This is a genomic window from Staphylococcus sp. FSL K6-3157 (assembly GCF_038005145.1).
GTDB lineage: Bacteria > Bacillota > Bacilli > Staphylococcales > Staphylococcaceae > Staphylococcus > Staphylococcus equorum.
Genome location: NZ_JBBOSM010000001.1, coordinates 2,394,815 through 2,411,043, shown reverse-complemented (window position 1 = coordinate 2,411,043; position 16,229 = coordinate 2,394,815). Strand labels below are relative to the sequence as shown.

Genomic DNA, 16,229 nt, shown 5'->3' with positions numbered 1-16,229 from the left:
TTAAGTTTATAAAAGAATACACCAAGTTAAGGTACAATACATGTTCGTATTTGCCTTAATCTTGGTTATTCCATTATTGATATAGAGCAATCAATCAATTTGCACAGCTAATCTAAATTGAAGGAGGTAGGCTCCTTGATTGATGTAAATAATTTCCATTATATGAAAATAGGACTTGCTTCACCCGAAAAAATCCGTTCATGGTCTTTTGGTGAGGTTAAAAAGCCAGAAACAATTAACTATCGTACTTTAAAACCAGAAAAAGATGGTCTATTCTGTGAGAGAATATTTGGACCTTCGAAAGACTGGGAATGTAGTTGTGGTAAATACAAACGTGTACGTTATAAAGGTATGGTTTGTGACAGATGTGGAGTAGAAGTAACTAAGTCAAAAGTGCGCCGTGAAAGAATGGGCCATATTGAATTAGCTGCGCCTGTATCACACATTTGGTACTTCAAAGGTATTCCAAGTCGTATGGGTCTTTTATTAGATATGTCGCCAAGAGCGTTAGAAGAAGTTATTTACTTCGCTTCTTATGTTGTTGTTAACCCAGGTCCAACTGGTTTAGAGCAAAAGACATTATTATCTGAAGCAGAATTCAGAGAGTACTATGATAAATTCCCAGGTAAATTCAACGCCAAAATGGGTGCTGAAGGTATCAAAGAATTACTACAAGAAATCGACTTAGACGCTGAACTTAAACAACTAAGAGATGAGTTAGAATCAGCAACAGGTCAAAGACTTACACGTGCAATTAAACGTTTAGAAGTAGTTGAATCATTCAGACATTCTGGTAATAATCCAGCATGGATGGTGTTAGACGTACTTCCAATTATCCCACCAGAAATCAGACCAATGGTTCAATTAGATGGTGGACGTTTTGCTACAAGTGATCTTAATGACTTGTATCGTCGTGTTATCAACCGTAATAACCGTTTGAAACGTTTATTAGACTTAGGTGCTCCAGGCATCATCGTCCAAAACGAAAAACGTATGTTACAAGAAGCTGTTGATGCACTTATCGATAATGGTCGTCGTGGCCGTCCAGTTACTGGACCAGGTAACCGCCCATTAAAATCTCTCTCTCATATGTTAAAAGGTAAACAAGGACGTTTCCGTCAAAACTTATTAGGTAAGCGTGTTGACTATTCAGGTCGTTCAGTTATTGCAGTTGGACCTAGCTTGAAAATGTATCAATGTGGACTACCTAAAGAGATGGCATTAGAATTGTTCAAACCTTTCATCATGAAAGAATTAGTTCAACGTGAAATTGCTACAAACATTAAAAATGCGAAAAGTAAGATTGAACGCATGGATGATGAAGTTTGGGACGTATTGGAAGATGTTATCAAAGAACACCCAGTACTTTTAAACCGTGCACCAACACTTCACAGATTAGGTATTCAAGCATTTGAACCTACATTAGTTGAAGGTCGTGCAATTCGTCTACATCCACTTGCTACAACAGCTTACAACGCTGACTTTGATGGTGACCAAATGGCAGTTCACGTACCATTATCTAAAGAAGCTCAAGCAGAAGCACGTATGTTAATGCTTGCAGCACAAAATATCTTAAACCCTAAAGATGGTAAACCAGTTGTAACACCTTCACAAGATATGGTGCTAGGTAACTATTACTTAACTTTAGAGCGTAAAGAATCAGTGAATACTGGTGCGATTTTCAATGATACAAATGAAGTGTTAAAAGCTTATGCGAACGGCTACGTACACTTACATTCACGTATTGGTGTACATGCTAAATCATTTAATAATCCAACATTTACTGAAGAACAAAACAAACAAATCTTGTTAACTTCAGTTGGTAAAGTTATATTCAATGAAATCATTCCGGATTCATTTGCATATATTAACGAACCAACACAAACTAATTTAGAAAATAAAACACCAGCTAGATATTTCGTATCAGCTACTGAATTAGGAGAAGGCGGATTAAAAGAATACTTCGATAACCAAGAATTAATTGAACCTTTCAATAAGAATTTCTTAGGAAATATTATTGCAGAAGTCTTCAATCGTTTCAGCATCACAGATACTTCTATGATGTTAGACAGAATGAAAGACTTAGGATTCAAATTCTCAACTAAAGCAGGTATCACTGTTGGTGTATCTGATATCGTAGTATTACCAGATAAACAAGAAATTTTAGATGAACACGAAAAATTAGTTGAGAGAATTACGAAACAATTTAATCGTGGTTTAATCACTGAATTTGAACGTTATAACGCTGTCGTTGAAATTTGGACTGACGCTAAAGACCAAATTCAGCAAAAATTAATGGGCTCACTTGATAAAACAAACCCAATCTTTATGATGAGTGACTCTGGTGCCCGTGGTAACGCATCTAACTTTACACAGTTAGCAGGTATGCGTGGACTTATGGCTGCACCATCAGGTAAGATTATTGAATTACCAATCACTTCTTCATTCCGTGAAGGTTTAACAGTGTTAGAGTACTTTATCTCTACCCATGGTGCGCGTAAAGGTCTTGCCGATACAGCACTTAAAACAGCCGATTCAGGTTACCTTACTCGTCGTCTTGTTGACGTTGCTCAAGATGTTATTGTTCGTGATGAAGATTGTGGCACTGACCGTGGTCTACTTGTTTCTGATATCAAAGAAGGTACAGAAATGATCGAACCATTCATCGAACGTATTGAAGGACGTTATTCTAAAGAAACTGTCCGTCATCCAGAGACTGATGAAGTAATTGTAAAACCAGATCAATTAGTAACTGCAGACATTGCTAAACAAATTACAGACGCTGGTATTGAATCAATGTATATACGTTCAGCATTTACATGTAATACACGTCACGGTGTTTGTGAAAAATGTTACGGTAAAAACCTTGCTACAGGTGAAAAAGTTGAAGTTGGTGAAGCAGTTGGTACAATTGCTGCACAATCAATTGGTGAACCAGGTACACAGCTTACAATGCGTACATTCCATACAGGTGGTGTAGCAGGTAGTGATATCACGCAAGGTCTTCCACGTATTCAAGAGATCTTCGAAGCACGTAATCCTAAAGGTCAAGCCGTGATTACAGAAATCGAAGGTGTCGTTGATGACATCAAGATTGCGAAAGACCGTCAACAAGAAATCGTTATTAAAGGTGCGAACGAATCTAAATCATATTTAGCTTCAGGTACTTCAAGATTGAAAGTTGAGGTTGGTCAAAGCGTTGAACGTGGTGAAGTTCTAACTGAAGGTTCAATCGAGCCTAAGAACTATTTATCTGTATCAGGTTTAAATGCAACAGAAAGTTATTTATTAAAAGAAGTTCAAAAAGTTTACCGTATGCAAGGTGTAGAAATTGATGATAAACACGTTGAAGTTATGGTTAGACAAATGCTACGTAAAGTACGCATTATCGAAGCTGGAGATACTAAGTTACTTCCAGGTTCATTAGTAGATATTCATAGCTTTACTGATGCAAACCGGGACGCATTTAAAGAACGTAAACGTCCAGCAACAGCTAAACCAGTCTTACTAGGTATTACGAAAGCGTCTCTTGAAACAGAAAGCTTCTTATCAGCAGCTTCGTTCCAAGAAACAACACGTGTACTTACAGATGCTGCAATTAAAGGAAAACGCGATAACTTACTTGGTCTTAAAGAGAATGTTATCATCGGTAAATTAATTCCAGCTGGTACTGGTATGAGACGTTACAGAGACGTTAAATACGACACAGTTGCACCAAATACAACAGTTTCAGAAGAATCAGAGCCAACTAAGATGTAATTCTTTTTACTGAATAAACAAGGTGATCGAGATATTATATTTCGATCACTTGTTTTTTATGTTTTTTGAAGAATTTATCGTATTTAAAGTTGACTCAACAGCAGCTAAGATGTTATTATTATTAAGGTTGATGCAAGCAGAACTTTGGAGGATATTTTAATGTCTAATGAAAAAGTTGCACGCTTTAACAAACAACATCATGTTATTGGACTTAAACAAACGCTTAAGGCTTTGGATAAGAACCAAGTTACATCATTGATTATTGCTGAAGACGTTGAAGTTCATTTACTGACTCGCGTGTTAAGTCAAATCAATCATAAACAAATACCTGTTTCATTTTTCAAAAGCAAGCAAGCTTTAGGAGAATATGTAGGTATTAACGTTAATGCAACAATTGTTGCGTTATTAAAATGAGATTAGTAAGAATTATTCTTACTAAATTTTATTTGCCCTTGAAATGAACCACCTGGATGTGTGGGATTATAAATGATGAGAGGAGGAAACATTCAATGCCAACTATTAATCAATTGGTACGTAAACCTAGACAAAGCAAATCGAAAACATACGGTTCACCAGCTTTGAACAGAAACTTTAACAGCAAAAAGAAAAAATACACTAGTTTAAACTCTCCACAAAAACGTGGTGTTTGTACTCGTGTAGGTACTATGGCTCCTAAAAAACCTAACTCCGCGTTACGTAAATATGCCCGTGTACGTTTGTCAAACAGTATCGAAATTAATGCGTATATCCCTGGTATCGGACATAACTTACAAGAACACAGTGTTGTACTTGTACGTGGTGGACGTGTAAAAGATTTACCTGGTGTACGTTATCACGTTGTACGTGGTGCGCTTGATACTTCAGGCGTAGATGGACGTAGAAAGAGCCGTTCAAAATACGGAGCTAAAAAACCTAAAAAATAAGTTTAAGATTCCGTAAATTTTCGCAATAAATTTTAAAAATATACTATAATAGGAAGGGAGGATTTACATTATGCCTCGTAAAGGATCAGTACCAAAAAGAGACGTATTACCGGATCCAATCCACAACTCTAAATTAGTTACAAAATTGATCAACAAAATCATGTTAGATGGTAAACGTGGGACAGCTCAAAGAATTCTTTATTCTGCTTTCGACTTAGTTCAAGAACGTAGTGGTCGTGAAGCTGTTGAAGTATTCGATGAAGCTATCGACAACATCATGCCAGTATTAGAAGTTAAAGCTCGCCGTGTAGGTGGTTCTAACTATCAAGTACCAGTTGAAGTTCGTCCAGAACGTCGTACGACTTTAGGACTTCGTTGGTTAGTTAATTATTCGCGTCACCGTGGTGAAAAAACTATGGAAGAGCGTTTAGCTAACGAAATCTTAGATGCAGCCAACAATACAGGTGGCGCAGTTAAGAAACGTGAAGACACTCACAAAATGGCTGAAGCTAACAAAGCCTTCGCTCACTATCGTTGGTAGGATAGTAGCTTTATCCCTGAGCATGTTCCACATTGATAGTTTACTATCGAAGGCGCATGCTTAGGGCATCGCCATATTTATAGTATTTATTCGCAGTTATACTGGAAGGAGAAAAATACATGGCTAGAGATTTTAGTTTAGACAGAACTCGTAATATCGGTATCATGGCCCACATCGATGCTGGTAAAACAACTACGACAGAACGTATTCTTTACTATACTGGACGTATCCACAAAATTGGTGAAACTCATGAAGGAGCTTCACAAATGGACTGGATGGAACAGGAGCAAGATCGTGGTATCACAATCACATCTGCTGCAACAACAGCACAATGGGATGACCACCGTGTAAATATCATCGATACACCAGGACACGTAGACTTCACTGTTGAAGTTGAACGTTCTTTACGTGTACTTGATGGCGCAGTAACAGTACTTGATGCACAATCAGGTGTTGAGCCTCAAACTGAAACAGTTTGGCGTCAAGCAACAAATTACAGTGTACCTCGTATTGTCTTCGTAAACAAAATGGACAAAATGGGCGCTAACTTTGAATATGCAGTTAGCACTATTCATGACCGTTTACAAGCTAATGCACAACCAATTCAATTACCAATTGGTGCTGAAGATCAATTTGAAGCAATCATTGACTTAGTTGAAATGAAATGTTTCAAATATAACAATAACGAAGGAACTGATATTGAAGAAATTGAAATTCCTGAGGATCATAAAGAAAGAGCTGACGAAGCTCGTTCAGCATTAATTGAAGCAGTAGCTGAAAGTAATGATGAATTAATGGAAAAATATTTAGCTGATGAAGCAATCACTGTCGCTGAATTAAAAGACGCTATCCGTCAAGCAACAAATGATATTGAATTTTATCCAGTTCTTGTTGGTACAGCGTTCAAAAACAAAGGTGTTCAGTTATTGCTTGACGCAGTAATTGATTACCTACCATCACCATTAGACGTTAAACCAATTGTTGGACACCGTGCTGATGACCCAGAAGAAGAAGTTATCGCAAAAGCTGATGACAATGCTGAGTTCGCTGCTTTAGCGTTCAAAGTAATGACTGACCCTTATGTTGGTAAGTTAACATTCTTCCGTGTTTATTCAGGAACGCTTTCATCTGGTTCATACGTTAAGAACTCTACAAAGGACAAACGTGAACGTGTAGGTCGTTTACTACAAATGCACGCTAACTCTCGTCAAGAGCTTAACACAGTATACTCAGGAGATATCGCTGCTGCGGTAGGTCTTAAAGATACTGCTACTGGTGATACTTTATGTGGTGAGAAGAATGACATTATCTTGGAATCTATGGATTTCCCAGAACCTGTTATTCACTTATCTGTTGAACCAAAATCTAAAGCTGACCAAGACAAGATGACTACAGCTTTAGTTAAGTTACAAGAAGAAGATCCAACATTCCATGCACACACAGACGATGAAACTGGACAAGTTATCATTGGTGGTATGGGTGAACTTCACTTAGATATCTTAGTAGACCGTATGAAGAAAGAATTTAACGTTGAATGTAACGTTGGTGCTCCAATGGTTTCATACCGTGAAACATTTAAGCAATCAGCTGAAGTTCAAGGTAAATTCGCTCGTCAATCTGGTGGTCGTGGTCAATATGGTGACGTTAAGATTGAATTCTCGCCTAACGAAACTGGTGGCGGTTTTGAATTCGAAAACGCTATCGTTGGTGGTGTAGTTCCTCGTGAATACATTCCATCAGTTGAAGCAGGACTTAAAGATTCAATGGAAAATGGTGTATTAGCTGGTTATCCTTTAATTGATGTTAAAGCTAAATTATATGACGGTTCATACCATGATGTCGATTCATCAGAAATGGCCTTCAAAATTGCTGCATCATTAGCGCTTAAAGAAGCTGCTAAAAAATGTGATCCCGTTATCTTAGAACCAATGATGAAAGTAACAATCGAAATGCCTGAAGAGTACATGGGTGACATCATGGGTGACGTAACATCTCGTCGTGGACGTGTTGATGGTATGGAACCTCGTGGTAATGCACAAGTTGTTAACGCTTTTGTACCACTTTCAGAAATGTTCGGTTATGCAACATCATTACGTTCTAACACTCAAGGTCGCGGTACGTATACTATGTACTTTGACCACTATGCAGAAGTTCCAAAATCAGTTGCTGAAGAAATTATCAAGAAAAACAGTGGTAATTCAGCAGAGTAATTAAATTTATTTTGTAAGATAACAGTCTATCTGTTAATTACATGTAATGCTTAATTATGTAGCTTACAGTTTTATCAATTGATTTTTTAGCTGAAATGCATTATAAAGGTACTATATAGTCCTTTATTACAAGTAACAAATATTCTTCTCGTGACAGTGAGTAACTGTCATGAGAGATAAATTTTAAAAATTAATTTTCTAACGAATAGGAGAGATTTTATAATGGCTAAAGAAAAATTTGACCGCTCAAAAACCCATGCCAATATTGGTACTATCGGACACGTTGACCATGGTAAAACTACTTTAACAGCTGCAATTGCAACTGTAATGGCAAAAAATGGTGACACTGTAGCTCAATCATATGACATGATTGATAACGCTCCAGAAGAAAAAGAACGTGGTATTACAATTAATACTTCTCATATCGAGTACCAAACTAATTCTCGTCACTATGCTCACGTTGACTGCCCAGGTCACGCTGACTATGTGAAAAACATGATCACTGGTGCTGCTCAAATGGACGGCGGTATCTTAGTAGTATCTGCTGCTGATGGTCCAATGCCTCAAACTCGTGAACATATCTTGTTATCACGTAACGTTGGTGTTCCAGCATTAGTTGTATTCTTAAACAAAGTTGACATGGTTGACGATGAAGAATTATTAGAATTAGTTGAAATGGAAGTTCGTGACTTATTAAGCGAATATGACTTCCCTGGCGACGACGTTCCTGTAATCGCTGGTTCAGCATTAAAAGCGCTTGAAGGCGTTGAAGAATATGAAAACAAAATCTTAGAATTAATGGACGCTGTTGATGAATTTATCCCAACACCAGAACGTGATTCTGACAAACCATTCATGATGCCAGTTGAGGACGTATTCTCAATCACTGGTCGTGGTACTGTTGCTACAGGCCGTGTTGAACGTGGTCAAATCAAAGTCGGTGCTGAAATTGAAATCATTGGTATGCAAGAGGAATCAACTAAGACAACTGTTACAGGTGTTGAAATGTTCCGTAAATTACTAGACTACGCTGAAGCTGGCGACAACATTGGTGCTTTATTACGTGGTGTATCACGTGATGACATCTCTCGTGGACAAGTTTTAGCTGCGCCTGGTACTATTACACCGCATACTAACTTCAAAGCAGACGTTTATGTTTTATCAAAAGAAGAAGGTGGACGTCATACTCCATTCTTCACTAACTACCGTCCGCAATTCTATTTCCGTACTACTGACGTAACAGGCGTTGTTACTTTACCAGAAGGTACTGAAATGGTTATGCCTGGCGATAACGTTGAAATGCAAGTTGAATTGATTTCACCAATCGCTATTGAAGATGGTACTCGTTTCTCTATCCGTGAAGGTGGACGTACTGTTGGATCAGGCGTTGTAACTTCAATTATTAAATAATAAATAATTTCTATCTTTGATAGATATTTTAGGAGCCTCCTTTATGGAGGCTCTTTTTTTATATAGAAGCCCTTATTACAACAAGGGATTAGGGCTTCTTAATGCAATAGCAAAGCTATTGTAAACCACAGAAACCCGAAATGGATTAGGGCTTCTTAATATAATTGTCTTTAGCACTTTTTATCATTATTTACGCGGACATCGCCCTAGCTTGTAGTCTTCATCTTGTAGTCTTCCCGCAGGTATTTGCGTAAATAACTGCTGTTTTAAGCAAATAGTATAATTGAATTAACGAAAATAAAAATAATAATGAAAACAAACAAGCACAATGCCAAAACGACATTGTGCTTGTTTATATAAGTAATAATAGAACGTCTGAGCTGTTGTAGTAGATCACATATGCTGAAGCATATGCGTAAGACTTACATCCAAATGAATTGGCAAGTAAGTCTTTATGCATAAAAACCACTAACGTAATAAAATTACGAAGTGGAAGAGGAACGCCTGCGTTGACACGCATGCATAAGCACTACTAAAGTAACAGAGTTACTAGTCTAGGGTTCGCCTGAGCTAAAGCTCATGCATAAGCGCCACTAACTCATTTCATTCCTAAGTGGTAAAGGATTACCTGAGCTAAAGCTCATGCATAAAAACCACTAACGTAATAAAATTACGAAGTGGAAGAGGAACGCCTGCGTTTACACGCATGCATAAGCACTACTAAAGTAACAGAGTTACTAGTCTAGGGTTCGCCTGAGCTAAAGCTCATGCATAAGCGCCACTAACTCATTTCATTCCTAAGTGGCGCTAACAATCACATTTTCGAGTTCTAGAATTTTGAGGAACTGGCTAACGGTATATTTCATTGCTTTTTCATCAATATTGAAGTTAGGACTGTGATGTGGGTGTGTTGTATCTTTTTCTGGATTACCGCATCCTGTTAGGAATAAAGCGCCTGGACGAACTTTTAAGTAATGAGAGAAGTCTTCACCAATCATCATTAATTCTGACTCGTTGAATCTTAAGTTAATATCGTTTGCTGCTTTTTTAACAACTTCATAGCTACTTGGATTGTTGTGGACAGGTAGATAGCCCTTAATGTAATCCATTGTGTATGTGATGTCGTTTGCCACAGCAAGCCCTTGTAAGAGTTTATCCATTTTAGTCATAACATGAGTTTGAACTTCTGTATCGAATGTACGTACAGTGCCTTTACAAAATGCAGTGTCAGGAATGATATTATCTGCAGATCCTGCTTGGACCATACCAAAACTTATCACTGCCTGTTTGACAGGGTCAATCGTTCTTGAAACGATTTTTTGTGCACTCATAATAAATTCAGCCATGATTACTACAGGGTCAATGGTTTCGTGTGGTTTGGCACCGTGTCCGCCTTTACCTTGAATTGTAATGTTGAATTCATCTGGTGAAGCCATCATTGCACCAGCACGTGAATAAATCGTACCTGTAGGATAACCACTCCATAAATGGTTAGCGTATATTTTGTCTACGTCTTGTAAACAGCCATCGTCTATCATTTCTTGAGAGCCACCTGGCATTACTTCTTCGCCATATTGGAAGATGAGTACCACGTTACCATTTAAAAATTGTAGATGATGCTCTATAATTTCCGCCACGCCTAATAAAGTTGCGGTGTGACCATCATGGCCACATGCGTGCATGGCACCTGGATTTTTAGATTGGTAATCGACCTCTGTAAGTTCATCTATAGGTAGTGCATCGAAGTCTGCACGTAATGCTACAGTGGGTCCGTCGCCACGACCTTTAAAAGTCGCAACGATACCATTGCGACCTACGGGTGTACGTATTTCACATGACAATTGACTCAATTGATTTTGAATATAATCATGAGTATGGTATTCTTCGAACGATAATTCGGGATATTGATGTAAGTAACGACGTACTTGTATCATTTTACTTTCTTTTTCTTGCGCTAGTTGAAACCAATCAAACAACTTCAACCCTTCTTCCTTAGTCATTTTTATCCAGTATACCATTTAAAATAACTTAACTGTACCACCAATTATTAACGGACAAATTCAATTGTGGAAAACGCTTTCTTTTTAATTATTATTCTACTTCCATGTATTTTAAAAATAGGTTATGATTAACTTAAACACAAAGACAATCCAAAGGGGGACTTGCAGTGGTACAATCACTACATGGCTTTTTAGATGAAAATATTCAGTATTTAAAGGATAACGGTTTATACAATGAAATCGATACAATTGAAGGTGCGAATGGGCCTGAAATTAATATCAAGGGAAAGAATTACGTTAACCTATCTTCGAACAATTATTTAGGACTAGCAACAGATGAAGATTTAAAGCAAGCTGCGAAAGATGCAATTGATACACATGGTGTTGGTGCGGGTGCAGTACGTTCGATTAATGGGACATTAGATTTACATGATGAATTAGAAGCAAAATTAGCTGAATTTAAAGGGACAGAAGCAGCGGTAGCGTATCAATCAGGTTTCAACTGTAATATGGCAGCAATTTCTGCTGTTATGAATAAACATGATGCGATACTTTCAGATGAATTAAATCACGCATCTATTATAGATGGCTGTCGTTTATCTAAAGCGAAAATTATTCGTGTAAACCACTCAGATATGGAAGACTTACGCACAAAAGCAAAAGAAGCAGTGGAGTCAGGTCAATATAATAAAGTTATGTACATTACTGATGGTGTATTCAGCATGGACGGTGATGTTGCGAAATTGCCAGAAATCGTTGAAATCGCTGAAGAATTTGGCTTAATTACTTATGTTGATGACGCACATGGTTCAGGCGTGATGGGTAAAGGTGCAGGCACAGTAAAACATTTTGGCTTGCAAGACAAGATTGATTTCCAAATGGGTACGTTATCAAAAGCGATTGGTGTTGTAGGTGGTTATGTAGCTGGAACACAATCATTAATTGATTGGTTAAAAGTACAATCAAGACCATTTTTATTCTCTACATCATTAGCGCCTGGAGATACGAAAGCAATCACTGAATCAGTGAAAAAATTAATGGCATCTACAGAATTACACGATAAACTTTGGGATAATGGTAATTATTTAAAAGCTGGATTAAAAGATCTAGGATTTAATATTGGTAACTCAGAAACACCAATCACACCTGTTATTATTGGCGATGAAAAGGAAACACAAGCATTCAGTAGCCGTTTGAAAGACGAAGGCATCTATGTGAAGTCAATTGTCTTCCCAACAGTTCCTAAAGGTACAGGACGTGTGCGTAACATGCCAACAGCTGCGCATACGAAAGAAATGTTAGACCAAGCACTAGCTGCTTATGAAAAAGTAGGCAAAGAACTAGGAACAATTAAATAGTAAGGATTTAAACTTGAGTCTGACGCATCAACACGTGTTTCAGACTCAACCATTATGGGAGTTGGAATATGAAATCAAATTTTGATTTCTTTTTCACTCCCGTTTTTTATGACCAGAAAAGGGAAGAAATAGTGAATAACTAAAATAGCCATGTTACTTTTTAGTAACATGGCTATTAAACATAATTATGTGAAAATGAGCAGGGTTTTCACTGTTGTTTAAAGTCCTGCTTTAGACTTTAAACGCTTACGTGTTTGTTTATTTTGGATAAATGGAATTGTGAACCATAAGATATGAAGCATACTTGATAATATAACAAGTACAATTGGAATAAATATTTCAACTATACTAATATCTATAACGAATGATGCCAGAATAAACGCAGTGATAGACGGTACTGCACAAATAATCACTACTGTTAACAGTACAAATTGTAATACTTGTGTTGCGATAGGGCTATATATATCTAGTATGACAATAGCCACATAAAATAGAGTGATAAAGGCAAGTAGTACAATAATCCAACCGAGCGCCAAACCAGTATCAGATTCAATAAAATTTTGATAGGGCGCTAAGATTGGCAGAATGAATAAAATCATTACTGATAACCATGACAGTACACCAAACAACAGAAATAATTTTTTAGATCTATTATGAGTCATAGTAACAACCTCCTTAAGATACCAAACCCATGTCATCTTATAGTTAAGAGATGTGTTTTTTACTAGAGGTAATTCTAAATGGCTAAGCACAATATAATTCATCCAATGCTTTCACTTACTCATATACCCACAAAATAGTATTTTTACACTATAACTAATAGTCTTTTTAATAACAGAAAAGTACTTTTAAATATTAATTTTTAAGAATCACTCTCAATATAATTAATAAAACTATACTTTTAGCATTAATGAGTCGATTTTTAGACAAAAATATTAATGAATTTATATTTACCTCCACACATATTTTTCTTAATATAATTGTAATATATTGTATTAGACTGCGCTCTACTTAATGATGATTTGTTAAAGTGCAATTATCAAATATTGGAGCAATTGTCGAATTTTCAGGAGCGGCTAAAATATGAAAAAATTAGTGGTTTATGGTAGTTTTTCATCAATGAATGAAATTGATGAAATCGTAACACATTGTAGAGATGAATATAAAAAAATTATTATAGCTTATCATATAAAATCTATGATACGAGCTGATATTGAAAACAGTCATGGTATTGATCTCGTACTGAAATATAAAAATTTAAGTGACTTAGCAATATTTGAAACTGAAGATATTCAAATTATAAGTTTAAATGAACTTTTATATGAAAGATATGATTTTAAAATGAGTATTGTAATACCTGTATATAATACAGAGCAATACATTGAAGAAACATTAGAAAGTATCATTAAACAAAATATGAATTTAGAGGATGTACAGATTATTCTTGTGAATGATGGATCGACGGATAATTCAGAGGATATATTAATTAAATATAGAAATAGGTATCCTAATAATATTTATTATATAAATAAACAAAATGAAGGGGTTTCTATCGCTAGAAATACAGGTTTAAAGTATGTAAGAGGTAAATATGTAAACTTTCTTGATTCGGATGACAAATGGGGACTTACAACTTTAAAGCATGTATATAATTATTTTGAGATGAATCCTACGCTTAACGTTATTTCTACAAGGTTAAGGTTTTTTGACAATATTGTTGGAGAACATCCCTTAAATTTCAAATATGAAAATAAAGTAAATAAAGTCGTAGATTTAAAACAAGATTATGATCATATTCAAATGAATGTTGCTTCTGTATTTTTTAGAACGTCAGCTATTAAAGGTGCAACTTTTGATACTTCATTAAAATATGGTGAAGATGCTAAATTTGTTTACAATGTCATTAAACAAACTTTTAAAATTGGTTTAATGAGTTACACGCAAGGTTGTTATTGGTATAGGAAAAGAAGAGACGAATCATCAGCTATAGATAAAGCATTATCTAACTCAACGTTTTATAGTCCAACCATCGAAAAATTTCATAATTACTTAATCAATGACAACCGTGACAATAATATTCCTAAGTACGTACAAATGATGATTTTATATGATTTACAATATAGATTAAGTTATCAAAATATTACGCTTTCAACCCTGAACAGTAAACAACTAGAAAAATATACAAACCAAATCATTCAGTTACTTAAACGAATGGATGATGACGTAATCTCTAATGCGCATCTAAAGCAAATTAATGCTGTGTATCAAATCGCTATTTTATCAGTGAAATATGAAGGGACAAATTTAAACATAAAGCATGAAAACGGTGAATATAAAATATATTCAAACCAGATTTTCATTAAAAATGTGAGTGATATGTATTTAAAGACAGAATATCTTTATGAAAAAAATAAACTATTAAAGTGCGGATATAGCCTACCAAACATTAATATGAATATTGATGTTATACCAGTAGCAATCATTAATAAAGAAGAAATCGTTCGACCTGTTCAAGAATCGATAATAACATCACAAAAATTTTTGAATAAAAACATCAGTTATAATAAATTTTACAGATTTGATATAAGTTTAAATGACGATATTAAGCAGATAGAATTGAAATATCTTGTGAATCATAGCAGCTTAGAAAAGATTAACCAAGTCAGTAAAACAAGGCATACGAATTTTAGTAATACGAGGATTCCATTTAAACAATATGCTAATAGAACGTTAAGAATTGAAGATAATAAGAAGATTCTCAATATCAAAAAGAAGCGGTTTATTATATGGAAAAATATACTTGGCTTACTTAAGAATAAAAAAACGAGAAAGTCAGCTATATATAAAATCATAGGCATTATTAATAAAAAAAGAAGTAATGACAAAGTATGGTTATTTGTCGATAGATTAGATAAGGCAGGCGATAACGCAGAAGCATTATTTGATTTTGTGGTAAAAAACAAACCTGACGTTAAAGCATATTTTCTTATTTATCCTTCCAGCCCAGACTTTGTAAAGTTACGTGAAAAATATGGAGATAAGATTGTTGCATTTAATAGTAAAAGACACCATATACTCATATTTAAAACAAATAAACTTTTTACATCACACTCAGAAGCATATCTGTTTAATCCGTTTGGTGGCATCAATGGGAAATTTATCAGAGAGCTTTTAGACTTTGAATTCATATTTTTACAACATGGTATCATTCAAAATGACTTATCTACGTTATTACATAAACGGAACAAACCAATAGATTATTTTATTACAAGTGCTGAAGCAGAGAAAAGAGAAATTATAGAAAAATACGGTTTTAGCGAGCAAGAAGTGATACTTTCAGGATTATCTAGGTTCGATTTATTAAGTCACAATAAAAAAAGTACTGAGCAAGTGATAACCGTCATGCCTACTTGGAGACCTCATCTACTTGAAGTAAGTGATAAACAATTCGTAGCAAGTCATTTTTATAAATCCATTTATACATTTTTAACTCATCCTAAGATTCAACAAATAGCCAAACATAAAAACAATAAAATTAATTTATGCTTACATCCGAGAATGCAAGACCGATTTTCGAAATTTTTTAAGCATATTACATATATCAACATCCCTAATCACTTTAGTTATAAAGATATCATTAGCAATACTAACTTATTAATAACAGATGTATCGTCTATCGCATTTGATATTGCTTATTTAAGAAAACCAATCATTTATTATCAATTTGATATTGATGAAATTTATACATATTCAGTGTATACTCCAGGCTATTTCAACTATGTACAAAATGGGTTTGGTCCTGTAACTTATGATGTAACTTCATTAGTAAAAGAAGTTGTTAAAGTTAGAAAAAATAACTTCAAAATGAGCAAGTTTTACTTAAGAAGAAGTGCGATGTTTTTCAAATATCATGATCAAAATAATAGACAACGAACTATAAAGCTAATATCAGAACAATCACTAAGGTATAAAGCGTAGTGAAAGATACGCTTTCATGGTGAAAAATGTTATAGTTTAGATAACAGATG

Annotated in this window: 10 protein-coding genes; 8 read left to right on the top strand and 2 right to left on the bottom strand. The window is 35.2% G+C overall.

Annotation, left to right across the window (positions count from 1 at the left end; translation table 11 throughout):
- Window positions 1-162: 162 nt before the first annotated feature.
- The 6 genes from rpoC to tuf all read left to right on the top strand — a co-directional run bounded on the left by rpoC (window position 163) and on the right by tuf (window position 8,843).
- Entirely contained in the window at window positions 163-3,759 is a 3,597-nt protein-coding gene (gene rpoC / locus MHB47_RS11690) for a DNA-directed RNA polymerase subunit beta' (RefSeq protein WP_198643906.1), read from the top strand.
- A gap of 159 nt (window positions 3,760-3,918) precedes the next feature.
- Complete coding sequence (locus MHB47_RS11685; protein WP_002508567.1) at window positions 3,919-4,173, top strand: ribosomal L7Ae/L30e/S12e/Gadd45 family protein; 255 nt, start codon at window positions 3,919-3,921, stop codon at window positions 4,171-4,173.
- 95 nt (window positions 4,174-4,268) lie between these two features.
- Window positions 4,269-4,682 (top strand): 30S ribosomal protein S12, encoded by a 414-nt coding sequence (gene rpsL / locus MHB47_RS11680; RefSeq protein WP_002508566.1) that lies wholly within the window; start codon window positions 4,269-4,271, stop codon window positions 4,680-4,682.
- A gap of 70 nt (window positions 4,683-4,752) precedes the next feature.
- Window positions 4,753-5,223, top strand: a complete 471-nt coding sequence (gene rpsG, locus MHB47_RS11675; protein WP_002508565.1) for a 30S ribosomal protein S7 — start codon at window positions 4,753-4,755, stop codon at window positions 5,221-5,223.
- A gap of 119 nt (window positions 5,224-5,342) precedes the next feature.
- The gene (fusA, locus tag MHB47_RS11670) at window positions 5,343-7,433 is read left to right on the top strand and encodes an elongation factor G (protein ID WP_107510334.1); all 2,091 of its coding nucleotides are present in this window, start codon (window positions 5,343-5,345) and stop codon (window positions 7,431-7,433) included.
- Between the two features lie 222 nt (window positions 7,434-7,655).
- Window positions 7,656-8,843, top strand: coding sequence for an elongation factor Tu (gene tuf, locus MHB47_RS11665; RefSeq protein WP_002508563.1), 1,188 nt, complete (start codon window positions 7,656-7,658; stop codon window positions 8,841-8,843).
- Between the two features lie 797 nt (window positions 8,844-9,640).
- Here tuf and MHB47_RS11660 read toward each other — a convergent pair.
- Complete coding sequence (locus tag MHB47_RS11660) at window positions 9,641-10,819, bottom strand: M20 family metallopeptidase (protein WP_340757329.1); 1,179 nt, start codon at window positions 10,817-10,819, stop codon at window positions 9,641-9,643.
- Between the two features lie 191 nt (window positions 10,820-11,010).
- Here MHB47_RS11660 and MHB47_RS11655 point away from each other — a divergent pair, with 191 nt between their 5' ends.
- On the top strand, window positions 11,011-12,201 hold the full coding sequence (locus MHB47_RS11655) for a glycine C-acetyltransferase (protein WP_340756837.1): 1,191 nt from the start codon (window positions 11,011-11,013) through the stop codon (window positions 12,199-12,201).
- A gap of 218 nt (window positions 12,202-12,419) precedes the next feature.
- Here MHB47_RS11655 and MHB47_RS11650 read toward each other — a convergent pair whose 3' ends face one another.
- Window positions 12,420-12,863: a hypothetical protein gene (locus tag MHB47_RS11650; protein WP_340756835.1), complete on the bottom strand. Its 444-nt coding sequence runs from the start codon at window positions 12,861-12,863 to the stop codon at window positions 12,420-12,422.
- A gap of 421 nt (window positions 12,864-13,284) precedes the next feature.
- Here MHB47_RS11650 and MHB47_RS11645 point away from each other — a divergent pair, with 421 nt between their 5' ends.
- Window positions 13,285-16,179 carry a CDP-glycerol:glycerophosphate glycerophosphotransferase gene (locus tag MHB47_RS11645; protein ID WP_340756834.1) on the top strand — a complete coding sequence of 965 codons (2,895 nt, stop codon included), beginning with the start codon at window positions 13,285-13,287 and terminating at the stop codon, window positions 16,177-16,179.
- Window positions 16,180-16,229: the final 50 nt, after the last annotated feature.

Excerpts from the sequence above, each read along its gene's own strand:
- MHB47_RS11645 (WP_340756834.1), top strand. The coding sequence starts at position 13,285 with ATGAAAAAATTAGTGGTTTATGGTAGTTTTTCATCAATGAATGAAATT.
- rpsG (WP_002508565.1), top strand. The coding sequence starts at position 4,753 with ATGCCTCGTAAAGGATCAGTACCAAAAAGAGACGTATTACCGGATCCA.
- tuf (WP_002508563.1), top strand. The coding sequence starts at position 7,656 with ATGGCTAAAGAAAAATTTGACCGCTCAAAAACCCATGCCAATATTGGT.
- rpoC (WP_198643906.1), top strand. The coding sequence starts at position 163 with ATGAAAATAGGACTTGCTTCACCCGAAAAAATCCGTTCATGGTCTTTT.
- fusA (WP_107510334.1), top strand. The coding sequence starts at position 5,343 with ATGGCTAGAGATTTTAGTTTAGACAGAACTCGTAATATCGGTATCATG.
- MHB47_RS11650 (WP_340756835.1), bottom strand. The coding sequence starts at position 12,863 with ATGACTCATAATAGATCTAAAAAATTATTTCTGTTGTTTGGTGTACTG.
- rpsL (WP_002508566.1), top strand. The coding sequence starts at position 4,269 with ATGCCAACTATTAATCAATTGGTACGTAAACCTAGACAAAGCAAATCG.
- MHB47_RS11685 (WP_002508567.1), top strand. The coding sequence starts at position 3,919 with ATGTCTAATGAAAAAGTTGCACGCTTTAACAAACAACATCATGTTATT.